Genomic DNA, 23805 nt, shown 5'->3' on the forward strand with positions numbered 1-23805 from the left:
ATTTATATTGGCAACGCCATCACCGCCAACCCACTCGCCGGCAATCAGGTTCTGGTGCAATGTCATAATGGGGTTCCTAGATCAGCTGGCGTGCGGCGAGGTTGCGCATGAGATGGGACGCGCCGAACGTCCAGGGGCGGCACTCGGTGGACAGCCTCACCGTGTTGACGAGAGCGCCGAGCTTGGCGTTGGAAATCGTCACGACATCGCCGACCTTATGAGTAAAGCCCTGACCCGGAACGTCGCGATCTTCGACTGGAGCGAACAGCGTGCCCATGAACAACATCAAGCCATCGGGATATTGGTGATGGGGACCGATGGTCTGTGCCACGAGGTCGAGTGGATCGCGGCTGATCTCCTTCATCGAGCTGCGGCCGGTCAGGACATAGCCATCTTCGCCCTCAATCCTCAGATCGAGTTCGGCATCGCGAACGTCATCAATTGAATAGCTTTCATCGAACAGTCGAATGAACGGGCCGAGTGCGCAGGAGGCGTTGTTGTCCTTGGCCTTGCCGAGCAACAGGGCAGAGCGTCCTTCGACATCGCGCAGGTTCACATCGTTGCCAAGCGTCGCTCCTTTCACCCGGCCCTGACTGTCGACAACCAGCACCACCTCCGGTTCAGGGTTGTTCCATCTCGAGATCGGGTGGAGCCCCACCTCGTCCCCATGGCCGACCGCTGACATGATCTGTCCCTTTGTGAAGACTTCAGCGTCGGGGCCGATTCCGACTTCGAGATATTGAGACCAGACACCCTCCTCGATCAATGCCTCCTTGACCTTGGCCGCTGCCAGCGAACCGGCCTTGAGATTGCGCAGGCTGTCTCCGACGACCGCCGTCACGCGTTCGCGGATCTTAGAGGCGAGGTCGGGATTTCCTGCCGCGCGCTCCTCGATCACCCGCTCGATCATCGAGCGTGCAAAGGTCACTCCGCAGGCCTTGATCGCGTGAAGATCGCATGGGGCGAGCAGCCGGGGCATGCTCGGGTTAGCGGCCCGGCCGGACAAAACATCGTCGAGATTGCAGATCGCTTTTCCCTCTTGGGCACGAACAAACCCGACCGGATCGTCCATCTCGGCGAGATCGCGCATCGTTGGCGCATCCTTCGAGGTGATGTCGAAGATTACGCCGGCCCTAACAGCCACCAGCGCCGGCCCCTGTTCTTGCGGCAGCCAAACGCGACCTACGAAGGTGCCGCTCTTACTGAGTTCCATATCGTTCATCCCATTTCAACGTCATTGAAGCAGTCAGTTTTTGGTGGTGTTCGAGCACCTGAAGGCCGGGGTGACCCTCAAGATTATGAGCGTCGACAGGGTGGGAGACCGGCTCAAAACAAAAGAAGTCGGCCTTCGACCCCGGCGAGAAGACCAATGCATATGCGAGGTTATCCGAGGCGGAGAGCCTGACGGAGATGGCCCCGTCGCCTTGCGTGATCACGGCTTCTCCACCCCACTCGCCGAAGGCGTTGTTGATCCAGCCGTCGGTCAAGTTCCGCCCTTTATCGAAGTTCCAGTCTGAAGCGTCACCGATCTCTTGCCGCCCGGCGGGAAGATGATGCTCGTCCTCCAGCCATATCTCCGCGGCACGAAATCGCAGCCGGGTGTCCGCATTTCTGGGAAACCACGGATGAAATCCCACGCCGAACGGCAATGCTTGCTCCGACATGTTTTCAACTTCGAGCTCTACGATCAGTTTGCCCAACGCGAGCGTGATGATTTGCCGTGCCCGATAGCGGAATGGACCGATCTCCCCGTCGCATTCGAGTTCGACGAACTCTGAGCGCTGGGCAAGCGTGCACCAACACCGCTGAAAGCCGTCCCCGTGAATGGGCAATGGCTCGCCACGAAGGTTGGCAGGAACAGGATGGAACGCACCATCGTGTTCGAAGCCGCCCCCGGAAATGCGATTGGAAAATGGGACCAGCACATTGCAGCCGAGTGCGAAAGGGCCATCCTCCATCCGCCCGTTCCATGGCCTCAACACGGGAAATAGTGCACCGTTCGGGTGCCGCACATCAAGCCGCGCAATCCCCCCTCCAAGCGCCGGCACGAGCTCGAGGCGCGCGTTGCCGTTGTCCAGGACGATCCGCTCGGCCACCATCTCTACCAGCCGCCGTCGATCGCGAAGTTCTGCCCAGAGATCATGTCGGAGGCCGGCGAGACGAGGAAGAAAACGAGTTCGGCCACATCGTCGGGCTGGATGCGTTTTTTGAGGCTCTGCCGCGTCAGGATCCAATCGTTGTATTCCTGAAGCCTATCTGCAAAGACCCGGTCTTCCGCTTCGGAAACAATCGCACCTGGCGAAACCGCATTGACGTTGATGCCATGTGGACCAAGCTCACGGGCCAGCGACTTCGTGAGACCGACCATCGCGCCTTTTGACGCCACATATGGTACGTAGCCTTCCCATTGGCCATTGAGCGTGATGGAAGCAAAGTTGATAATCTTGCCTGCCCCCTTGCGCTTCATCAAATCCGCACAGCCTCTGACAGCAGCAAAGGCAGCTGACGAGTTGACACGGATCTGATCTTCGTACTCCTCCAAGCTGAAATCTTGAAACGGCTTGTTGATGATGAGCGCGGCGTTGTTGATCAGGATGTCGATGCCACCCAAAGCCTCTGCCTCGTCCCGTATGACCCTTTCCGATGTGGCGAGATTATTAAGATCACAACCAAGAAAGCGCACGTTTTCGCCGAGGCTTCGTGCCAGCGTCTGCGCATCGTCCAGCCCAGGACGGTCAAGTACGACGACGGTCGCGCCTTCCTTGTTGAGCTTCCTTGCCTGTGCTCGACCGAGCGTGCCGAGGCCTCCGGTGACGAGTGCCACTTTTCCCTGAAGCGTTTCCATTTGCGTTCCCTTCAAAGCACCGACTGCACTTCGTCGATCGACGTGTCGGCGACACGCTTGTCGAGCACGATCTGTCCACGCGCCATCGCGACCACACGATCACAGCAGTCAAAGACATGATGCATATTGTGGCTAATGAAGATTCCCGTGACGTTCTGTTCTTTCAGCGAACGAACGAAACCGATGACCTTGTTGGTCTCCTTGACCGAGAGATGGTTAGTCGGCTCATCGAGGATCATCACCTTGGATTTAAAGTGCATGGCTCGGGCGATGGCCACGCCCTGCCGCTGCCCTCCGGAAAGCTCACCAACCAGCGCATCGGGCGAGCGGAGATGCAGATCGACATCTGCGATCGCCCGGACACTTTCCTCGCGCATCTTGCGTAGATCCATAACGCCGACGCCGAACACCGAGTATTTCAGCGGCTCTCGACCGATGAACAGATTCCGCGCAATCGACATGGTTGGAACCATGGAGTTGTACTGGTAGATCGTCTCGATGCCGAGACGCATGGAATCGCGCGGGCTGCAGATCGCGACTTTCTCGGATTCGATATAGATGTCACCCTCATCCTGCTTCTGCACACCGGAGAGGATATTGATCAGTGTGGATTTGCCGGCACCGTTATCACCGATGAGGCCCACTGCTTCGTTGCGGGCGAAATCGACCGAGACGCCTTTCAGCGCATGCACGCCCGAATACCACTTGTGCAGGTTTTTGACGGAAACGATGGTATCCTTCATGGTTCAAACCTCCACTTTGATGGACTTTGCGCGCTTGCGCAGCCAAGAATTGGCGACCACCGCAAAGATGGTCAGCGAGCCGATGGCGAACTTGAACCAGTTGGCGTCGACCTGGCTGAGAACGAGACCATTGTCGATCACGCGGATCAGCGCCACGCCCACGATGCCGCCCAAAACGGCGCCGACCCCGCCAGTCAGTGCAGTGCCACCGATAACCGCCGCCGCCACGGCCTGAAGCTCCATTCCCTCGCCGATTGACGGCAGGGGCGAACCGAGGCGAAGCACCTGGATCAATCCGGCAAATCCGCTTAGTACCGAGCAGAGAATGAAACAGGCGATCTTGACGCGCGCTGTCGGGATGCCGAGTGCCGCTGCCGCCGGCAGGAATCCGCCGGTTGCTCGGATCCAGTTGCCAAAGTTCGTACGGCTGAGGAGCAACGACACGAGACCAGCGATGGCCACAAACCAGATGAATGACATTCTCACCAGTTCGCCCGGCCCGACGAAGCTAGTGAAGAGCCACGTGGGGAGATCGGCCGGGAGAAGCGGTGGAAATCCGCCCGAGATCACGACAGTCAGGGATCTGGCGACAAACATCATGCCAAGCGTGGTGATGAAACTTGGTATCGCGAAGCGAATAGTCAGAAAACCGTTCAGAAGGCCGATAAAGACGCACACAAGAAGGCCGGCGATCAGTGCCAGTGAGAACGAAATTCCTGTAACCATCAGCACCGCCATCGACATCGGCATCAGGGCGAATACGGCCCCCACTGAAAGGTCGAATTCACCGCAGATCATGAGAACCGTCACACCGATCGCGACCAGTGCCATCTCGGGCAGGATCCCCAAAACGCCGCGCAAATTGTCAAGACTCAAGAACACGCCTTCGGACTGGCTCTGGAAGATACCCATGAGAAGCAGGAGAAGGATAAGCGCGGCCAGTTCGGGCTTATCCATGTAGATTTTCAAAAAACGTTTCATTGCATGCGGCTCCAGTACGAGAGGGCGGCGATGTGCTCGCCGTACCCTCTCGGCCAAATTTGGCGCTCTGCCCGTTCAACTTGACGGGCAAAGCACACTCTAACGCCCTGAACAGGCTAGTTTGTCTTTCCCGAAGAATCCGCTCCGGCCCCCGGGGAAGTGCGTTAGCGAAGACCCTTGGCGGAGAACTCCATGATCGTCTCGGCATCGGCGGGGCGAACAATGCCCTGCCCCGTGTCAATGTCGGACGGGGCGAGCCCGAAAGTCTTGGCGAGATAGACCTGCATGACTGGCATGAAGCCCTGCATGTAGGGCTGCTGATCGACCTGAACCTGGACGTAGCCGGTCTGCATCTGCTGAACGACTTCCGGCACGAGGTCGAAGCCCCCTAGCAGCACCTTGCCCGGCTCGACGCCGCGATCCTTCAGCACCCGTGCGACCGCCGCATGCCAAAAGCCAGTGTCGAAATAGGCCGTGGTGTCGGGGTGGGCATTAAGATAGGCGCCAACACGATCGGCCGTAATCGCAAGATCAGTGCCGCTATCGATTCGCTCCCAGGAAACCTCTCGGTTGGGATTGGCGGCCTTGTATTCCTCCAGGAAATCCATGACGCCCTGCCCGCGCGCCTCAGACCAGTTCTGGCCTGGAGCCGAAACTCCAACCAGCACCTTGATCGGCCCCTCCTTCGGGAAATTCTCCGCCATGGCCTGACCGAGCGAGTGGCCGGCTGGTCGGAATCCCTGGCCGACAAAAGCAGCGCGCATGTTTCCTTGTGCGCCCTGACTGTCATCCACATTGACCCCGATTACGACGACGTTGTCCTTCGTGGCGCGGGCGATGACGTCGTCGAACGCCTTGTCGTCGACAATCGAAGTTAGAAGTGCATCAGGCTTACGCGCCAGGGCCGCTTCCATGTTCGAAAGCTGCTGCTCGACGGAGCCTTCGTTCTGCGTAAAGACCATCTGGCAGTTGGCTGCGATCTTCTCGCAGGCGTCGTCAAAGCCCTTCTTCACCGCCTGCCAAAACGTATTCGACGCCGACGAATGGTGCGTGAAGACGATGTTTAGCGGTTCCGCGGATGCCCCGAGCGCTGTCGAGCCCAAAAGCGCTATGCTCAAAGCGCACCCAGTCAAAATCCCTCTCATATTTACTCCTCCCTTGGTTCATTTTGATTGCAGCTGAAGGTCCGTGTCAGTTCGTATCCGAGCTGCGGCGGAATACGGTGAATGCCTTATCGAGGTCCGGATTGAGTTCCATGCCCAGTCCGGCGCCTGGCGGTACTGTGATCATGCCATTCTTGACTTCGGGCAACGCCGTGACGAGGTCGCGGTACCAGGTCTTGTAGAAGGCGCGGACGCTCTCCTGTACCAGCGCATTGGGCGCGTTTAGCGATAGATGCGTCGATGCGCAAAGGACGACCGGGCCGGTGCAGTCATGCGGCGCGACGGGCAAGTGCCATGCCTCCGCCATAGCGGCGATCTTGCGTGCTTCCGACAATCCGCCGCACCAGCTGATGTCGAGCATGACCACGCCGGCAGCGTCGGTTTCCAGAAGGTCGCGAAAGGCCCAGCGCGAGCCCAACGTTTCCGAGGCTGAGATCGGTGCCGGCGAGACTGCTGCGTAGCGCTTGAGGCTCGAGAGGCTGTCCATTTTGATGGGATCCTCGTGCCAGAATGTTTGGTATGGCGCGAGTGCTTTGGCGATCTGCATTGCTGGCAACAGCTGCCACATCGAATGGAACTCGACCATGATATCCATCCGGTCGCCGACCGCCGAACGGATCTTCTCGAAGGGCTTAAGCGCCGACTTAAGATCGGGCAGTGAGATATATTGGCCGCGCGTCTTTTCCGCAGAGATATCGAACGGCCAGATCTTCATCGCCGTGATGCCCTCTTCAAGCAGGGAATGGGCAAGTTCGTCGGCGCTGTTCAGGAAGCCATTGAGGTCGTCGTAATTGCGCGCGGACGACGAGGACAGATCATAGTTCGCTGTCGTCTGGCCGGTCGCCTTCTTGATGTACTCAGTGCCCGCGCATGTGTTGTAGGTACGGATTTCCTTGCGACTGAAACCGCCGAGCAACTGGGCGATCGGCTGGTTCGTTGCCTTGCCGAAGATGTCCCACAGCGCGATGTCAAAGGCCGAGTTGCCTCGCACTTCAGCCCCGGAGGAGCGAAACCCGAGGTATCCCACGAGATCGGTGGCGAGGAGGTCGATCTGCAAGGGGTCGCGGCCGATGACCCGAGGCGCGACATATTCATGAATATAGGTTTCGACGGTCTCGGCGCCGAAGAAAGTTTCCCCGAGCCCGGTCAGCCCCTCATCCGTATGGACCAGGAGCCAGAGAAGGTTAGGGCGCTCCGCGACGCGGACCGTTTCCAGTTTCGTTATTTTCATAAGGCTGCTTCCTATGCGATGCCGGCCGCAAGAAGCGCCTTGACGCTCTCGTCGAAATGCCGGGCCATGAGCTGACTGGCTGCTTGCGGATCGCCCGCAGCAATCGCTTGCGCCAACTCGATATGGATTGCGTTCATTGCGTGCCGCTCTGCGTCCGAGGCGCGGCTGCGCCAACCGATCGGCCAAGTCTGCCGCGACACGCCCTGGAAGGCGCCGACAATCATCGAGAAGATCGGATTCTTTGAAGCGCGGGCGATCTCGAGATGAAACGCGAGGTCGCTCTCCATTACTTTCTCTGCGTCTACAAAATTGTCCTCCATTGCCTTCGCAAGTCCGAGAATGGTGCGCGCTTCCGCGTCCGTCCGCCTCAGTGCGGCGAGCGTCGCCGTACGGGTCTCTATGGTTCGGCGCACGTCGTAGACCTGATTGATGTTGATCTGGGCAGTGTGTACGCCGTGCTCGATCATCAAGGACATTGCTCCGTGATCGAGCTGCGCCACGGTGGCGCGCTTACCCGCACTGAGATCAATCAAGCGCATCGTGGCGAGCGACCTGAACGCCTCGCGGACCACCGATCGAGATACGCTGAGTTCCTTCGATAAGGTTGCCTCACTAGGCAGCCGGTCGCCGGGGCCGAGTTCATTTGTCCGGATGTGCTGGGTGATCGCGCCGATCGCGGTGCCGACCAGGCTGCCGGCTATATGTTGCTCGTCTTCAACTGGCCGCAGGTTCATACGTTGCCTCCCAAAATGCCAAAACCTGTCGGACAGGTTTACTTGATCCGATTCATAGTTTACGCATAAGCTGTATGTCAAGATTGAATTCGAAGACCAAACGGGGGAATTCCATGGGAGTTGAGGTTGACGTTGTTCTCGCCGCGAAAAACGTCGTCGGAGAAAGTGCCGTATGGGACGAACGAGAACATGCGCTATGCTGGGTCGACATCGTCGGGAAATCGATCCATCGCTTACGCCCGGACTCGGGCAAACACGAAAAGTGGAACTTCCATGATCTCGTGACTTCAATTGGCCTTCGTAAGGACGGAGGCGCCATTGTCGGATTGAGGAAGTCAATTGCGTTATGGGACTTCGGCGGCCAACTCCGCGCCATAGCAGAGGTTGAATCGGAGCTTCCGCGAAACCGCCTGAACGAAGGCGTTGTCGGGCCAGATGGCGCATTCTGGGTTGGCACCATGCAGGACAATATCGGTCTCGATGGCACGCCGCAGGCGATATCGGCAAAGACGGGAAGGCTCTATCGTTATGCGGTCGGAGAGCTATGCTCGGTTTCGGATGACCGCTTTGGCATCACCAACACACTAATATGGACTGAAGACGGTCGGCTCATTACGGCCGACACCGAAGACAACACGATCTACAGTTACGCCTTGGATGACAAATCCTGGTCTCTTCACGACCGGCGGACGATCCTTTCTGGCTTCAATCGTGGTCTTCCAGACGGATCTTGCGTCGATGCGGAGGGTTTCATCTGGAATTGTCGCGTCGCCGGTGGCGGTTGCGTGGTTCGTTTCACGCCGAGCGGTATAATAGATCGCATTGTCGATCTGCCCTGTTCGTGGCCAACCAGCTGTGCTTTTGGCGGGCCTGGACTTGAAACTCTGTTCGTTACTTCAGCACGCTTCACGATGAGCGACGCGTACCTTGCCGACAATCCGTACGAGGGATCTGTGTTCGGGATTCGGGCAGGTGTTTGCGGGCTGCCGGCCAATCGGTTCGGTCAATGACCTCGATTTCAGGTTGCCAGACGTATTCGCGTACCATGACTCGTACACGTACGGCTGCCCTAAGCTAGCTCAGGCCCAGGCGGAAGAGATCGTCCCAGTGCTCAAGGATGAGAGCGCTATTGATCGGCGCGCCGATATGGCTCGCCAGCGCCGGTAGGCAGCGGCCTTCTCGAAGCGGTGAATTTCGGATCCTTGATGTCGCTCACCATATCATCTGCGATGTCGCGCAGCAGTGGTGGATGACGTGGAACAATATCTTGACCGCGAGTTTAAGACGATCGAGCAGGACTATGTGCAGATCACTCGATCTCGTTTGACCACGGGATATCTCAGTCGCTTGCTGAGCAACGCCCGGGTTGTGCGGTATCTCGCCGGAGCCGGTTCGGCACTGGGACAAGCCTGTTTGCGCTGTAGCGGTCAGCTTTGCCAGGGATCAACCACAACAACGCCGGTGCCTTCAAAGTCCCGTACATTGCGGGTGACCACAATCATGTCATGGACCAGAGCAGTCGCGGCAATCAAAGCGTCGGCCTCGTTTCGCCGATCGGGGATATGCAGGTGCGCGCAACGCGTCGCAACCACATCATCAACTGGAAGAATACGACCGGCGAACTCAGGGCGCACATGACTGTCGAGCCATGAGCGCAGCCGAGCGCCCTGTGTGGCGTCCCGGCGCTGCACGCCGAGCACTCCTCGCTCCAATTCAAGAATCGTGATGGCGGAAATGAAGAAGCGCGCCGCATCTTCCGATCCGACCCACGCTACCACATTGGCATCGGCTTTGCCGTCGCCAACCTTGCGCAGTTCGGAAATCACGTTGGTGTCCAACAGATACTTCAAAACAAATCCGCTTCGCGCGGCCTGACTTCGACGCGGCGCGGCTCGAAATCGATCGCCGAAAGGCCGGACATCGCAAGAGCGTCGACAAGACTGCGATGCTTGCCGCTCAGGCGCTCGAATTCATCATAGGTCATGAGGACATGGGAAGGCTTGCCACGATCTGTGATGATCACCGGACCGCTCCTTGCCGCCTTCTTTGCGCTACTGACGTCGTGGTTCAACTCTCGGCTGGAAAGGGTCGTGATGCTCACGGCTGGACCTCCATGTAGGTAATTACCTACATATAGCATGAGAGAAAGAAATAACAAGCCGAGCATACGCCCGAGCGGTTTACGCTGGGCCTCGATACCATCGTCCAAGGTCAGCATTCCAGTCGATACATTATGTGAACTTTTTCCCCGGGAGGTGCATTATCGGCCCCTCAGGCTGGCGGCTATAAATCGCGCGACGCTAGAGCCCGCCTGATTGAGAACGAGATCCAACGGCGAGCACTACCTATCCCGGAGAATAGGTTTTTCCCCTCGAAGTTTTTGATATCTCTCCTGCGTCACATAATGCGCGAACAACCAAAAGCGCGGCGAAATCGCTCGCGACATTGGAGGATGTCATGCGTCGTACGACTGCCAACGTCGGCCACCATGGGCGGATGCTCAATGATCCCGCGATTGTTGTCGGGATCCCACATACGCTGCACCAGTCAACGAGCACCCAATCATGAGCTTGGCTTGCTCCTGTGATCCTCTCGATAGCTCGCCGGCTGAGAAATTCGAGTCGCGCCGGGGTGAAATGCCGGCCGCTGACCAGAATCCTGCAAGCGAAATGTCGCGCGTTCTCAGGACCGCGCCCATTCATCTCGCGGCTGACTCGTCCGGCGGCGCAATCGCCCACTGGAATCACGGCCCCTTGCATGACGTCGTTGAGCCCATGACCGATCATGTCATAATGGCTTACAACGGCGCGATACAGCGCATGGAACGGCGGTCAGGAAGATCGATTGCGAGCGGAACGTTTCGTCGCGGGGTTGTGATCATCATACCGGCTGGATCAAGCTCCCGATGGGATATTCCGAAACCGGTTGATGTCGTTCAGCTCTATCTTCCTCGCACGACCCTGACACGCATTGCCGACGAAACCGATACCTTCACACCAACCGATCTCCTGGAGCGAACGGCACATCCGGACCTCATTACATCCCGACTGCTCCTGAGCGCAGCCGACGTCCTGGAAGGCAATAGGGTACTGGATACACTGTTCAGGCAGCAGTTGACTGATCTTCTGGCCACGCGTCTGCTGGCTGCACATACCGGCAAGGCACCGAACTATCAGCCGGCGCTCGGCGGCCTCGCGCCGAGCGTGCTGCGCCGAGCCATCGAGCGATTGCGGTCGGACGTCGATGCGGACGTCTCCCTCGCGGCCCTCGCAGCCGATTCCGGGCTGTCACGTTTTCATTTCTGTCGCGCTTTCAAGGAAAGCACGGGGCTTTCCCCTCACAACTGGCTGCGTCAATATCGGCTCGAGCAGGCCATAAACATGCTGCGCGATCCTCAAAATTCGATCGCGTTGGTCGCAGCCTCCCTCGGTTACACCTCGCAAACAGCATTTGCGGCTGCATTCCGAAAATTGACCGGTGAAACACCGACTGATTGGCGGCGCCGCCACGGCTGATCGCAATCTCCTTTCGCCTGAAATTCCGGACTGTCGCGTTTTTTGCTGCGACGCCATGGGCTCGAACAAACGATGACCCATGCCACGCGATCCCCCTGGCATGGCGCTGGTCGCAGCCGCACTTGACCGCGCCTCGCGAATATCATTGGCCGCCGCATTTCAAAAGCCGACCGGTAAACGCCGGGCGATGAACCGCGGCGCATCCGCTAAACCGCAATTGCTCTGCAACGGCGCCAATCCCTCTGGCGCAGCCGTAGACTTGTTTCGCTAAACAACCATTGCGCCCACACCAATGGATCCTGCGGAGACAAAGGATGGTCTGGGACACCTCAATGGGACCGACTAGGGGTCAATCGCAACGAAGCGATCCGTAGCGGCCTGCCCGTTCGAACCGATGACTGGCGACGAAGCAAATATTCTACAAAGGATCAGCACAATGACCTCCATTACAACGAGTGACGGTGTTCAACTTTTCTACAAGGACTGGGGACCGAAGTCCGCTCAACCGATCGTCTTTCACCACGGCTGGCCGCTCAGCTCCGACGATTGGGATAATCAAATGCTCTTCTTCCTCAGCAAGGGCTTTCGCGTGATCGCTCATGATCGCCGCGGTCATGGCCGGTCGAGCCAGGTGAGTGACGGTCACGACATGGATCACTACGCTTCCGACGTTGCCGCAATGATCGACTACCTCGATCTTCGCAACGCGATCCATGTCGGCCACTCTACCGGCGGCGGTGAAGCCGCGCGGTATGTCGCGCGCTACGGGAAGGGCCGTGTGGCCAAACTGATCCTGATTGCGGCCGTGCCGCCGTTGATGCTGAAGACCGCCGCCAATCCCGGCGGTTTGCCGATCGAGGCATTCGACGGATTGCGCAGCCAGCTGGCCGCCAACCGTTCGCAGTTCTATCGCGATTTTCCGAGCGGCCCCTTCTACGGTTACAACCGCCCGGGTGCCGAGCCTTCGCAGGCAGTCATCTCAAACTGGTGGCGTCAGGGCATGATGGGCGGCGCGAAAGCGCATTACGAAGGCATCAAAGCATTCTCGGAGACGGATTTCACCGAAGACCTGAGGAGCATCACAGTGCCGACGCTGGTGCTGCATGGCGATGACGACCAAATCGTCCCGATCGGCGCCTCAGCTCCGTTGTCGGCGAAGCTCCTGCAGGCCGGCACGCTGAAGATCTACGAGAAACTGCCGCATGGGCTGTGCACGACCCATGCAGATGTCGTCAATGCCGACGTGCTGGCCTTCATCACCGCCTAAGCGACGTCACTTCAGCAATTCGCGCGCCATCGATTACCGATCATCTCGCCGCCCATCAGGACCGGCAACGATGACGCGCGGCCCTTTGAAACTACAAATTATGGAGTGAATAACATGAGACTTGTGATCGTGGGCGCCGGCTTCGCCGGCATGTACGCCGCACTTTCCGCAGCCCGCCTGCGCGACATCGAAGGCGTTTCGCCCGAAGAGCTCGAAATCGCGCTGGTGTCTCCGGAACCGACGCTCGTCATCCGCCCCCGGCTTTACGAGCCGAACCCCGAGACCCTGACCGCACCTCTGCAGGATGTATTTGACGCCATCGATGTCGCCTATGTGCAGGGCAGCGTCGAAGCGATCGACCCGAAGGCCCGCACCATAGACGTCGTCAATGCCAAGGGCGAGCGAAAGTCCCTTCAGTATCATCGCCTTGTGCTCGCCACCGGCAGCCGGCTGTTCCGCCCGAATATTCCCGGCCTTGCCGAATACGCCTTTAGCATCGATAACATCAATGACGCTATTGCCCTCGATCGCCACCTCCACGCGCTTGCGACGATGCCGGCTTCGGCCGCCCGCGACACCATCGTTGTTGCCGGCGCCGGTTTCACAGGGATCGAGGCGGCGACCGAAATGCCTTCGCGGCTGCGGGCCCTGTTCGACAAAACCGTCACCCCCCGGGTCATTATCATCGATCGCAGCAGCGCGGTTGCCCCCGACATGGGCGAAGGTCCTCGCCCGATCATCGAGGAAGCACTGCGCAAGCTCGGCGTGGAAACGCGGCTCAACGCCGGGGTTTCATCGCTGGATAAATCCGGTGTTACGCTGAGTACCGGCGAGTATATCGAAACCATGACCGTAATCTGGGCGGCAGGCATGCGGGCCAATCCGCTGACCACCAAAATTTCCGGAGAGCGTGACAAGTTCGACCGTTTGCTGGTCGACGGCTGCCTGCGGGTGTCGTCCGTGCCCGGCGTGTTCGCCGCCGGGGATGCGGCCCGCGCCGCGTGCGACGGCTGCGGCAACTACGCACTGATGTCGTGCCAGCACGCCACACGAATGGGCGCCTTCGCGGGCAACAACGCCGCCGCTGAACTGTTGGGTGTGCCGGCCCGGCAATATCATCAGGAAGCCTATGTCACCTGCCTTGACCTCGGCGATGCCGGGGCCCTCTTCACCCGAGGCTGGGACCGTAAGGTGGAGATGGTCGGCGAGAAAGCGAAGGCGACCAAGCAGGAAATCAACACCGTCTGGATCTATCCGCCCCAGCCCGAGCGCGCCGCTGCGCTGGCTTCCGCCGATCCGGAGTGTGTGACGGATCTCTGATCGCATCACGACACGAGCTGCGCTCTACACAAGAGCGCAGCCCGTTATATTGCGGCTCCTCGTGAGGCGTCCCGCCAATTCATCGATCGCTTTCTCCTGCCGGTCAAGATACGGAGCTTGGCCAAAGGCCTGCCTTGGAACGCCGAGACCTCCGGCATCAGAGCTCCCTTTTGCCTGCGTGAAGCACTGGAATGCTATTGAGCGCGAATGACTGTGGCATGCACGCACAACCATTCGAAATCGCCATCGTCGATGAGTGTCGAAGAGACCCTGCGGCACGTCCCACCCATCCACTCAATAGTGGTGCGACTTGACAATGCTCCGTTCCAAATCGCTACGGTAAGGTCGCGCCAGCGCCGACCGGAACGGGGCATCTAGAAGATCGCATCCATAAAGCGTCTGTTCTCGGTTCGCGGTCCCCGCTTGCCGCGGTAGCCGCCGGGCATCAAAGGCGCAAGCCAGTTCCATTGAGGCTCCGTCAACTTGCCAGGAATCGCGCAGACATGACCGATCTCTCCTCAAGATCTGCCGTGTATCCGATTCACACCCAATCGGGGGCAATACTCATCTTCAGCTCGCGGCTTTATGAAAAGCGCAGCGCTGTTGAGCGAATGTCAAAAAGAATCTGATACTTAATTGCCATCGCAACCGATTTGGCAAACGAGACGACAATTTCCTCGCCCAGTTCGTCCCAATTCGTGTCCGGCAACGATCTTTTGTGGCGGTGACCTAGATCGGCCGGGATGAGTGCGTATCTTTACTCGCGGCAGCATATTGGTTGTCCATCGGTGCCGGCACGAAAGCGAGGCTTTCGGCAGGCATGGCCAGCGAAAGCCCGCTTACTCTGCATTGATCATGAAGCAGGTCTACGATCTCGTTCTTGGCCGGCGTTCGAATGGCGACGTTGTCGACGCGGAACTGCAGCTCGACTTCGATGGCGATCGCGTCGATGGCTTTCACAGCGACGACCGGCGGCGGATTCTTGAGGATTAGGACGCTGGCTTGCAGCACAGACCGCATGACGTCCTCGACGAGGCGTGGTCTTTGCGTTGCAGCGATGCGCACCCGCACTGCGATCTGGTGGGTCTCGTCAGGGCGGCTGAGATTTGTCACGCCCTGCTTTGCCAGGATGCTGTTCGGTAGCACGACGACATTGTGCGCAACGGTCAGAAGGTTGGTGGAGCGCCAGTTGGTTTCGATGACGCGCCCCTCGGTTCCGTCGGTCAACTGGACCCAGTCGCCTAATGCATAGGCCCTGCCGAGTGTCAGCGCGATGCCGGAAAAGACATCGCCGAGCGTATTCTGTAGCGCAAGGCCGAAGATAACAGCTATGACGCCCGAGGTTGTGACCAAGGTGCCGACTGGCATGCCAAAGACAAAACCGATGACGGAAAGCGCCACGCCGAGATAGATGACGGCAATGGCCATATCCTGGATGAGATGCGCTTCCCGTGGCTTGCGGTTCAATCTGACGTAGATCTGGATGAAGCCGATGACCGTCCAGGCGAGATGGGTCCACCACAGGATTCTGGCCGATTTGGAAAGCAGCGCGCCAAAACCCTGCGTATAGGCACTGTCGGGCCGATGCGGAGCGATACCCCCTAGGTAGAGCACGAGGCTCATGCTGGTGAAGAACAGAATCTGGACGATCAGACGGCCCGTCGGACGGGTGCCGCCCTGGATGTGCCACACAACGATGCCGGCAATTCCCAGAAGGTTGACCAGAACAAGCGGCACGAAATTGTCATCACCAAACATGGCAGAATCACCGATTACGGTTGCGTCAAAGAGCGACCGGGCACCAGCACTGCAGGCCCGGCCTGATAGCCTATTTCTTGATCGGGATGGTCAGTTCCTGCTCAGCGGTATCGACCACGAAGACAGCGAGCAGCTTTGCCGGCTTAGTCTTGCTGGCGTTTTCGCTGACACCGTGGCGATCGCCCGGCAATTCCGAAAAGCTTTCACCGGCGCTATAGACCGTGACGGGACCGTCATTGACCTGACTGCGGATCGCGCCTTCGAGAACGGTCGCGTAAATGAAGGAGGACGCTGGATGTGTGTGGCCCTCCGAGAAACCGCCCGGAGCATATTCGACGAGAACGCCCTTCATGCTCTTGCCGGGAACGTTCGGCAGTTCATGGTCATAGACCAGCGTAACCTTCGCGCCCTCGTCGCCGCCCGGCGTATCATGTGCAAGAGCCGAACCTGATAGGAGAGCCGTCAACGCAACGGCAAAATGCAACGACTTGATCATGTCTATCGTCCTTTCGTGACTGAGGCACCGGGCCGCCTCTCAGACAACCCGTATGAAAGTCGTTATTGTCTGGGCGTTGTCGCAAACCAATCATCGAAACCGATGCGCCCGATGCGAGGATGATTGTCGGAGACGAGTGACCCGTCCTCCAGTTTGGTCCCGAAATAGTGGGCATCCGGATCTGCGACAACGGTGCGGGAATCTCCGATCGCCTTGAGGTAGCGCGCGGCGAAATCACAGAGGCGCGCCCGCTCGGGGCCGCAGATTTCGACGATGCCGTTAGCCGGCGCAGCAAGCGCCGCGTCCGTCACAAAATCGGCGACGTCGTCGGACGCAATCGGCTGCAGAGAACCCGTCGACAAGCGGGCCGTGTCGCCAACTGTGCCCTCCTGGGCGATGCCGCCGAGAAATTCCATGAACTGTGTGGAACGCACGATCGTATAGGGAATGCCAGCTGCGCGGATGATCTTTTCCTGGGCGACCTTGGCTCGAAGATAACCGCTATCCGGCAACCGATCGGTGCCGACGATGGAAAGCGCGACGTGGTGTTTCACGCCGGCCACGATTTCCGCAGCCATCAGGTTCTTGCCCGCCGTCTGAAAGAATTCCAGCACGGCCTTATCCTCGAAGGATGGCGAGTTCGCGAGGTCGATCACCACCTCGGTATTCCTTAGTGCCTCCGCCAAGCCCTCCCCGGTAAGGGTATTAACGCCGGTTTTCGGGGCAGCGGCAATGACCTCATGCCCTTTCGTGCGCAGCCGCTCTGCGGTCTTGGAACCGATCAGGCCGGTTCCGCCGATAATCACGATTTTCATAAGATGCTCCATTTGCTGCGCGCCCATGCGGTGCGCGTGGTTCAATAGCTGGATAGGTGATCGCCTGGTTGAAGCTTGGGCTTGAAGGCCGAGCTGGACACGGCCTTCAATGATACACGCTCTGGTTCAGCCTCAATTCAGCAAGCGGTCAGTAGTCCCAGAAGACCGGTACCCACCGAAAGGCGTCGCCGTCGACCGCGACGTGGCCAACGGAAGGAAACGGCATATGCGTTGCCACCAGCAGTTCGCCGGTCGCTGCCAGCTCCTGCAAAAGCCGGACCCGAACGCGGGCAGCCTCCTCAGGATCATGTTCGAAACCGTTGTGCCAGTCGGGGTGGTCGAACCCGACCGCGAACACGGCGTCACCGGCAAACATCAGCCGGTCGTTGCCCGAGGCTACGCGGACCACGCTGTGCCCGGGGGTGTGGCCGCCGGTACGAGAGACGACCACGCCCGGCGCCACCTGGTGCTCATCCTCGAACAGCCGCAGCTGGCTCTGATAGTCTTGGCTGAACCGCTTGGCGGCCGCCCGAAGGGCGTCAGGGAAGCCTGCCGGCATCGAGACATGGGAGAAATCGGGCGACTCCCAGAATTTGACCTCGGCAGCGGCCACGTGGATCCGCAGGTCCGGATTCAGCTGTTCCTTCACCCCGTCGACGAGCAGCCCGCCAACATGGTCCATGTGCATGTGGGTCAGCACCACGTCGGTCACGGATGCAAGGTCGATGCCGGCGGCCGCCAGCCGCTTCATCAACTGCCCAGCCCGCGGCAAGTTTAAATCCGGATCGAGTCCCAGCCCTGCGTCGATGAGGATGGTCTGCGCGCCGCTACGCACCACGACCACGTTCAGTGCCCAGTCGAAAGCGTCCTGCGGCAGGAACATATCGCCCAGCCAGGCGGCCCGCGCCTCCGGCTCCGCGTTGTGTCCCAACATCGCGGTTGGGAGCGGTAGCACCCCATCGCTGATTACCAGCACGTCAATCTCGCCGATCTGCACCGCGTATCGCGACGGAACCAGCTCTTCAGGTGCCGCTCTACCGGGATGTGAAGTGTTGTCCAGTTTCATGCTTGCCTCCTGAGTGTCATTGATCATCTGGTTCATCTTTGAAAACTCCTTTTCTCTATGTTGGTGTGGCGTACGCTCCCTGTACGGACAGCGCAGTCAGTGCGGCATTTAGAGATCGGCGACACACTCACTGCTGGCGTGTCCTCTGATGATCTATCGAAACCGATCTGCGGCTGCGCCAGAACGATTGCTGCCGCTGTAGAGCAATTGCTGCCGACGCGTGTGCATGTGGCAATCGCCCGGGGTTTTGCCGGTCAGTTGAATGCGTTCGCGAGAGAAGCCGCCGGCAATGATCGCCGAACAGTCGCACCGCCGCCAATACATGGAATCCCATAAGTTGCGGCGGTGCGGTGGCCAGACTAGGGTGCGACCGATGCCGCCAGCGCCAATATCGAGACTAAAACAATCTAAACGCTGGTGATCCCAAACTGTATTTGCCCTGCAGGAGCAGCCGATGATGCCCGTCTGGCCGTATCGTCCCCACCTACGGCATCTGGGTCTTTTTATCGTAGCCTACGTTCTGGGCTGCGGTTTCGCTCAGGCGCTCGCAATCGTTCCTGGAACGGGTATTTCCATTTGGGCTCCGAGCGGGCTTTTCATTGCCACGCTCGTTCTTACTCCGAGGCAGAGCTGGCCGTGGTGGGTGCTGGCGGGATGTTTCGCCGAACTGTTCAGCAATGTCCTGTGGTTCCACACCCCGTTGCCTGCCGCCTTCCTGATATATGTCGGCAACGCCCTCGAGGCTGTGGTCGGCGCCTTGCTGGTCAACTTGATCTTGAAGCGATCGATCCGTTTGGAAACCTTGCAGGAAGTCCTCGCCTTCGTTGTTCTATGTGCAGGAATTGCGCCGATGGTGAGCGCGACGGTTGGAAGTGCCACGCTGGCTTGGTTCGGCATATTGTCTCAAACCTTCACCGGAGCATGGCCGCTGTGGTGGATTGGAGATGCCACCGGCGCCTTGATCGTTGCACCACTGGCGTTGATCGTGATTCAGAACTGGCGTGACAAATCTGAAATCTCGGCGGCCCGATGGGCAGAAGCCAGCGTCCTTGGGCTGATCTTCCTCGGCGTCGCCGCCCTTTCTCTCAGCGGCTACCTACCCTTCGCCTATATCATCATGCCGCCGCTGCTTTGGGCCGCAGTGCGCTTCGAGCTCAAGGGGGCCGTCGTCATTCTGGCGCTCCTCACGCTGATCACGGCGATATTCACGATATCCGGCGCCAGCCCGTTTGCCGGCGATCCCGAGACCCAGCGCCACAGACAGATCATGCTGCAGCTTTTTCTAGCGATCTCGGCATTTTCGGCCCTTATCGTCGCCGCGATATCCCGGCAGCATCAACTGGCATTGCTTAACCTGCGCCAAAGCGTGGCGACTTTACGGGACAGAGAGCGGGAGCTCTCTCAGATCGTGGACATGGTCCCGGTTCACATCAGGCGGCTGACCCCCGAGGGCGAGCCGACCTTCTTCAACAAGCGCCTTACCGATTTTTTCGGACTTGACTTGCAACAGTTGAGCAAGCCGAATGAAAGCCGACTTGTGACGGCCGTACAAAGCCTCGTCCATCCCGACGATGCCGACAGCTTGCTGCAAGCGGTCCGCCAGTCCTTGGCCACGGGCGAACCCTATTCCATGAAATACCGCATGCGTCGTGCTGATGGCGTCTACCGCTGGGTCGATGGCCGGGCGGAACCGTTGCAAGATGAAAACGGCGCAATCGTGCAATGGTTCGCAATTTCCCTAGACATCGATGACGAAGTGCGAGCGCAGGAAGCGCTTCAGCAAAGCGAGCGCCGCTATCGCGACCTCTTCCACTACATGCCTATCGGCCTTGTCCAGGTAGATGCAGGCAAGCTTATTCCGATGTTCGGGGAACTGCGCGCACAGGGCGTTGCCAATCTCGAAACCTATATTGACGAGCATCCCGAATTCCTTGGTCGCGCGTTGGAAGCCCTTGAGGTCGAAGAAGTCAACCAGCATGTCGTTGATATGTTTGGCGCAAACAGCGCGGAGGAAATGGGCGGGCCGATCACCCGCTACTGGCAGCCGGGCCTTGCCACCATCCGCCGTTCCATCGAAGCGCGCTATCGCGGCGAAGAGGTCTTCCAGGAAGAGACCAGGGTGGCGCGCATGGACGGCAGCGTCATGGACGTTGTTTTCGCCACCGCCCGCCCCGGCGCCGTTGCCGACAAGAGCCTGGTCGGCTTCATCGATATCACAGAGCGCAAGGAAGCCGAGGAGGCGCTGCACAAACGAGAACGGGAATTCTCGCAGCTTGTAAACATGGTTCCCAGCTACCTCTGGCGGTTGACGCCCGACGGCGTGCCCAACTTTTTCAACAGGCGGTTGATCGAGTTTCTGGGTGTGGACGCGGGCGATGTCGATGTCGAGGGCGTCCATCCTCTCGCGGCTATTATTCAGGCTGTCGTGCATCCGGATGATGCGACACGGATGAAGGAGGCGCTGTATCGCAGCATTGCGACCGGCGAACGCTTCTCCATGAAATATCGCCTGCGACGCGCGGATGGCGTCTATCGCTGGGTGGAAGGCAGCGCTGAGCCGATGCGCGATGACGACGGACGCATCCTTCAGTGGTACGGCCTCTCGCACGACATCGATGACCTCGTGCAGGCTGAAGAAGCGCTGCGGAATAGCAAGCAGCAGTTGGAGCAGATGATCGAGGCCGTGCCCTTCAGCATCCTAAGCTTCGCGCCATCGGGCGAGATGACCTATGTCAGCAAGCGATATCAGGACCAGGCCGGTGCGCCGACGGCGCAGATCAAGGACTTCGATGCGCTGGCCCAGGAAGTGGCTCACCCCGACGACTTTCCGACAATGTTTGCGCGGGCAAAAAAAGGCTTTGCGACCGGCCAGCCCTTCGTCAACCGGTTTCGCCGGCGCCTGAAAAATGGCGGCTATCGCTGGATCGAGGCGCGCGCTCAGCCGCTGCGCGGTGCAGATGGCGCGATCGTACAGTGGTACTTTGCTTCAATCGACATCGAAGACGAGATGCGCGCGCAGGAGGCATTGCGCGAGCGGGAACGCTTTCTCTGGCAACTGGTGGAAACACTGCCGGCCATGATCGATTGCGCTGCGCCAAATGGCGAGCCGGTCTATCGAAGCCAGCAACTCCGCGATTTCCTCGGTTATGAGCTTGAAGAATTAGACGGCGGGGAGAAATCACGGCTGGATGCAACGCTCGACGCCGGCGTCCATCCTGATGACCTTGCCGGCGTCAAGGAGCAATATGCGCTTTCGTTGGCAAGCGGCGAGCCTTATCTCAGGAAACATCGTCTGCGGCGCTTCGATGGTGAATATCGCTGGATCGAGACGCGCGCAGCGCCGATGCGCAACGTCGAAGGCACCATTGTGCAATGGAACGTCATCTGCCTGGATATCGATGGCGAGGTTCGGATGCAGGATGAACTGCGCCTGGCTCAGGAGCGGCTCGCCCGCGCCAGCCAGGCGGCAAGCCTTGCGGAGCTTTCCGCCTCCATCGCTCACGAAGTGAACCAGCCGCTGGCGGCTATCGTCGCAAATTCGCACGCGTGCTACCGGTGGCTGTCCGCCGAGCCGGTCAATGTCGCGCGCGCCAAGATCACGACCGAACGGGTCATCCGCGACGCCAATTCTGCGGCTGATGTCGTTGGCCGTATCCGGGCTCTCTTCAAGCAATCAGCGGAGAACAGGGCCAGCCTGGCGCTCTCAGGCATTATCGCGGAAGCGTGCAACCTGGTTGCCGGGGAGGCATTGCGCCGTCGTGTCCGGCTCGACATCGACGTGGAAAGCAAACTTTCGCCGGTTACCGTCGACCGCATCCAGATCCAGCAGGTTCTGGTCAATCTCATCCGCAATGGCATGGAGGCAATGGAATCCATCGAAGGAGAAAGAGTTCTGCATGTGCTCACGCATCAAGTGGGTAACGAGGTGCAGACCGAAATAGGCGACCAGGGAACCGACAGCGATTTTTCCGACCGGATTTTCGAGCCGTTCTTCACCACGAAGGAAAATGGAATGGGCATGGGTCTCGCCATCTGCCGCTCGATCGTCGAGGCACATGGCGGACGTTTATGGGCCGAAAAAAATGAACCGGGCGGCGCTCGATTCATTTTCACCTTACCAGTTGTAAAGGAAGCGGCGCCATGACGACGGATGACCATGTTGTTTTCATTGTGGACGACGACGGACGCATCACGGAGGCGCTCGGCGAACTCCTGGAGGCCTATGGCCTGCGCGCCGTCGCCTTCGGGTCGGCGGGCGAGTATGTGAGTGCCGCGAAGCCGGATGTTCCCGCTTGTCTGATCCTCGATGTCGAATTGCCCGATATCAATGGACTCGAACTACAGCGGCAGATCGCCGAGGGAGATCATCCGTCGATCGTCTTCATCACCGGACATGGCGACATTCCCTCTTCGGTGCGTGCGATGAAGGATGGTGCAGTGGATTTCCTCACCAAGCCATTCAGCGATGTGGACCTCCTGGCCGCAGTCCATACGGCGATCGCCGAGAACCGAAAAAAACGATTGGAACGGGCCGAACTGAAGGAGCTGAAACAGCGATACCTCGCCCTCACGCCACGAGAGCGCGAGGTGATGCCACTCGTTGTCAGCGGTCTCCTGAACAAGCAGGCGGCGGCGGAACTGGCGATCAGCGAAGTTACACTGCAAATCCACCGGAGGAATGTGATGCAAAAAATGGCGGCGGCATCACTCGCCGATCTCGTGCGTAAAGCGGAGCGATTGGGGATACCCATCACCCACTCTCGCCGGGCCGGAGGAAACTAAACATGGGGAAGACAAGACCAATGGTCGCGGTTGTCGATGACGATCCGAGGCTGCTGGAATCACTGGAAGAGCTTCTGGAATCCGCCGGGTATGCGGCCTGTTGCTTCATGTCGGCAAGGAGTTTGCTCGACCATGGACTTTCGCATTTGGACCTGCTCATTAGCGACATCGGCATGGCTAGCATGAACGGCTTTGAGCTTCGTGATCAGGTGAAAAAGGCGCGTCCGGAATTGCCGGTATTCCTGATCACCGGCCGGCACGAAATCGCCGACCAGGGTCGCGCCCAGGGTATCAGCGGTTTCTTCCGCAAGCCCTTCGATGCCCCTGCCCTGCTCGTCGCCATAGGCGAGGCCCTAAAATCGAGAGATGGAGGGCGACATGAGAGTTAGTCAGTCAGCTGGAAAATCAGCCCCCTTGTTTCCGCAGGACAAGAATAATTCGGCCGAACCCATTGTCACTATCGTCGATGACGATGCAGCTGTGCGCGAAGCTTTGTCGGAGTTGATCTTCTCGGCTGGCTTCCAGCCCGTCAGTTTCGCCTCGACCCAGGACGTGCTCAACGCCGTCGACATATTGAATAGCCCGGGCTGCCTGATCCTGGACGTGCACATGCCAGGAGCAAGCGGGCTCCACCTGCAGCACCATCTGGCGGAGAGGGGCATTGCCAAACCCATCATTTTCCTGACCGGTCATGGCGACATCCCGATGACTGTTCAAGCGATGAAGGCGGGCGCTGTGGATTTTCTGACCAAGCCTGTGTCGGACCAGACGCTGCTCGATGCAGTGATAGCCGCTATCGCATTGGATGGGGCCCGGCGCGCAGAGGCGACCGTCGTCAAGCGCAATCTTGAACGTTTAGGGACGCTGACGCATCGAGAACGCGAGATCCTGCGTGAGGTGGTGACGCGCGGACGCCTCAACAAACAGATCGCCTTCGACCTCGGCATCAGCGAAGTCACGGTGAAGCTGCACCGTGCCAATGTCATGCGCAAGATGGAGGTCCGTTCCATCGGCGATCTGATCAGGGCATGGCAGGCCCTACCCCCGACGATACGTGAGACCGTTGGACCTGGGTTCTGATCAACCCCA

22 protein-coding genes are annotated in these 23805 nt (G+C 59.1%); 8 read left to right on the forward strand and 14 right to left on the reverse strand.

The features are described from left to right. Positions 1–76 precede the first annotated feature (76 nt). The 8 genes from IB264_RS12965 to IB264_RS13000 form a co-directional block, all read right to left on the reverse strand. Positions 77–1213: a fumarylacetoacetate hydrolase family protein gene (locus IB264_RS12965; RefSeq protein WP_192433613.1), complete on the reverse strand. Its 1137-nt coding sequence runs from the start codon at positions 1211–1213 to the stop codon at positions 77–79. Then, entirely contained in the window at positions 1200–2096 is an 897-nt protein-coding gene (locus tag IB264_RS12970) for an aldose 1-epimerase (RefSeq protein WP_210335611.1), read from the reverse strand. The genes IB264_RS12965 and IB264_RS12970 overlap by 14 nt, the downstream gene beginning before the upstream one ends. Positions 2097–2101: 5 nt before the next feature. Beyond that, positions 2102–2845 carry an SDR family oxidoreductase gene (locus IB264_RS12975; protein ID WP_025430660.1) on the reverse strand — a complete coding sequence of 248 codons (744 nt, stop codon included), beginning with the start codon at positions 2843–2845 and terminating at the stop codon, positions 2102–2104. Positions 2846–2856: 11 nt separating this feature from the next. Next, positions 2857–3588 carry an ATP-binding cassette domain-containing protein gene (locus tag IB264_RS12980; RefSeq protein ID WP_025430661.1) on the reverse strand — a complete coding sequence of 244 codons (732 nt, stop codon included), beginning with the start codon at positions 3586–3588 and terminating at the stop codon, positions 2857–2859. A gap of 3 nt (positions 3589–3591) precedes the next feature. Next, the gene (locus IB264_RS12985) at positions 3592–4569 is read right to left on the reverse strand and encodes an ABC transporter permease (RefSeq protein WP_192433617.1); all 978 of its coding nucleotides are present in this window, start codon (positions 4567–4569) and stop codon (positions 3592–3594) included. A gap of 164 nt (positions 4570–4733) precedes the next feature. Next, complete coding sequence (locus IB264_RS12990) at positions 4734–5714, reverse strand: sugar ABC transporter substrate-binding protein (RefSeq protein WP_084815316.1); 981 nt, start codon at positions 5712–5714, stop codon at positions 4734–4736. A 46-nt stretch (positions 5715–5760) separates the two neighbouring features. Next, positions 5761–6963 carry a mandelate racemase/muconate lactonizing enzyme family protein gene (locus IB264_RS12995; RefSeq protein WP_084815315.1) on the reverse strand — a complete coding sequence of 401 codons (1203 nt, stop codon included), beginning with the start codon at positions 6961–6963 and terminating at the stop codon, positions 5761–5763. Positions 6964–6974: 11 nt separating this feature from the next. Further along, positions 6975–7697: a FadR/GntR family transcriptional regulator gene (locus IB264_RS13000; protein WP_025430665.1), complete on the reverse strand. Its 723-nt coding sequence runs from the start codon at positions 7695–7697 to the stop codon at positions 6975–6977. 113 nt (positions 7698–7810) lie between these two features. Here IB264_RS13000 and IB264_RS13005 point away from each other — a divergent pair, with 113 nt between their 5' ends. Beyond that, positions 7811–8707 (forward strand): SMP-30/gluconolactonase/LRE family protein, encoded by an 897-nt coding sequence (locus IB264_RS13005; protein ID WP_084815314.1) that lies wholly within the window; start codon positions 7811–7813, stop codon positions 8705–8707. 417 nt (positions 8708–9124) lie between these two features. On the opposite strand, the gene IB264_RS13010 is transcribed toward IB264_RS13005, so the two are convergent. After that, positions 9125–9547 (reverse strand): type II toxin-antitoxin system VapC family toxin, encoded by a 423-nt coding sequence (locus tag IB264_RS13010; RefSeq protein WP_025430669.1) that lies wholly within the window; start codon positions 9545–9547, stop codon positions 9125–9127. Continuing rightward, positions 9544–9798, reverse strand: a complete 255-nt coding sequence (locus IB264_RS13015; protein WP_025430670.1) for a type II toxin-antitoxin system Phd/YefM family antitoxin — start codon at positions 9796–9798, stop codon at positions 9544–9546. Before IB264_RS13015 ends, IB264_RS13010 begins: the two co-directional genes overlap by 4 nt. A gap of 463 nt (positions 9799–10261) precedes the next feature. On the opposite strand from IB264_RS13015, the gene IB264_RS13020 reads away from it, so the two are divergent. From IB264_RS13020 to IB264_RS13030, 3 genes are all read left to right on the forward strand, one after another. Continuing rightward, positions 10262–11212 (forward strand): AraC family transcriptional regulator, encoded by a 951-nt coding sequence (locus IB264_RS13020; protein WP_084815312.1) that lies wholly within the window; start codon positions 10262–10264, stop codon positions 11210–11212. 436 nt (positions 11213–11648) lie between these two features. Next, positions 11649–12479 (forward strand): alpha/beta fold hydrolase, encoded by an 831-nt coding sequence (locus IB264_RS13025; RefSeq protein WP_192433619.1) that lies wholly within the window; start codon positions 11649–11651, stop codon positions 12477–12479. Positions 12480–12593: 114 nt separating this feature from the next. Beyond that, positions 12594–13799, forward strand: coding sequence for an NAD(P)/FAD-dependent oxidoreductase (locus IB264_RS13030; protein WP_192433621.1), 1206 nt, complete (start codon positions 12594–12596; stop codon positions 13797–13799). 729 nt (positions 13800–14528) lie between these two features. Here IB264_RS13030 and IB264_RS13035 read toward each other — a convergent pair. The 4 genes from IB264_RS13035 to IB264_RS13050 all read right to left on the reverse strand — a co-directional run bounded on the left by IB264_RS13035 (position 14529) and on the right by IB264_RS13050 (position 17970). Continuing rightward, the gene (locus IB264_RS13035; RefSeq protein WP_084815308.1) at positions 14529–15557 is read right to left on the reverse strand and encodes a mechanosensitive ion channel family protein; all 1029 of its coding nucleotides are present in this window, start codon (positions 15555–15557) and stop codon (positions 14529–14531) included. A 70-nt stretch (positions 15558–15627) separates the two neighbouring features. Continuing rightward, the gene (locus tag IB264_RS13040) at positions 15628–16053 is read right to left on the reverse strand and encodes a cupin domain-containing protein (RefSeq protein WP_084815307.1); all 426 of its coding nucleotides are present in this window, start codon (positions 16051–16053) and stop codon (positions 15628–15630) included. Between the two features lie 62 nt (positions 16054–16115). Beyond that, complete coding sequence (locus IB264_RS13045; RefSeq protein ID WP_192433623.1) at positions 16116–16868, reverse strand: SDR family oxidoreductase; 753 nt, start codon at positions 16866–16868, stop codon at positions 16116–16118. 148 nt (positions 16869–17016) lie between these two features. Further along, positions 17017–17970: an MBL fold metallo-hydrolase gene (locus IB264_RS13050; protein ID WP_192433625.1), complete on the reverse strand. Its 954-nt coding sequence runs from the start codon at positions 17968–17970 to the stop codon at positions 17017–17019. A 418-nt stretch (positions 17971–18388) separates the two neighbouring features. Here IB264_RS13050 and IB264_RS13055 point away from each other — a divergent pair, with 418 nt between their 5' ends. Genes IB264_RS13055 through IB264_RS13070 form a run of 4 tightly spaced genes read left to right on the forward strand, consistent with a single transcriptional unit; the run spans position 18389 to position 23796 of the window. Continuing rightward, positions 18389–22078, forward strand: a complete 3690-nt coding sequence (locus IB264_RS13055) for a PAS domain-containing protein (RefSeq protein WP_192433627.1) — start codon at positions 18389–18391, stop codon at positions 22076–22078. After that, positions 22075–22716, forward strand: coding sequence for a response regulator transcription factor (locus IB264_RS13060; RefSeq protein WP_084815304.1), 642 nt, complete (start codon positions 22075–22077; stop codon positions 22714–22716). The genes IB264_RS13055 and IB264_RS13060 overlap by 4 nt, the downstream gene beginning before the upstream one ends. A 2-nt stretch (positions 22717–22718) precedes the next feature. After that, positions 22719–23105 carry a response regulator gene (locus IB264_RS13065; protein WP_192433629.1) on the forward strand — a complete coding sequence of 129 codons (387 nt, stop codon included), beginning with the start codon at positions 22719–22721 and terminating at the stop codon, positions 23103–23105. Further along, positions 23095–23796 (forward strand): response regulator transcription factor, encoded by a 702-nt coding sequence (locus IB264_RS13070; protein WP_192433631.1) that lies wholly within the window; start codon positions 23095–23097, stop codon positions 23794–23796. The genes IB264_RS13065 and IB264_RS13070 overlap by 11 nt, the downstream gene beginning before the upstream one ends. The last annotated feature ends 9 nt before the right edge of the window (positions 23797–23805 follow it).

Origin of the sequence: Ensifer sp. ENS11 (genome assembly GCF_014851895.1) — a bacterium.
Classification (GTDB): domain Bacteria; phylum Pseudomonadota; class Alphaproteobacteria; order Rhizobiales; family Rhizobiaceae; genus Ensifer; species Ensifer canadensis.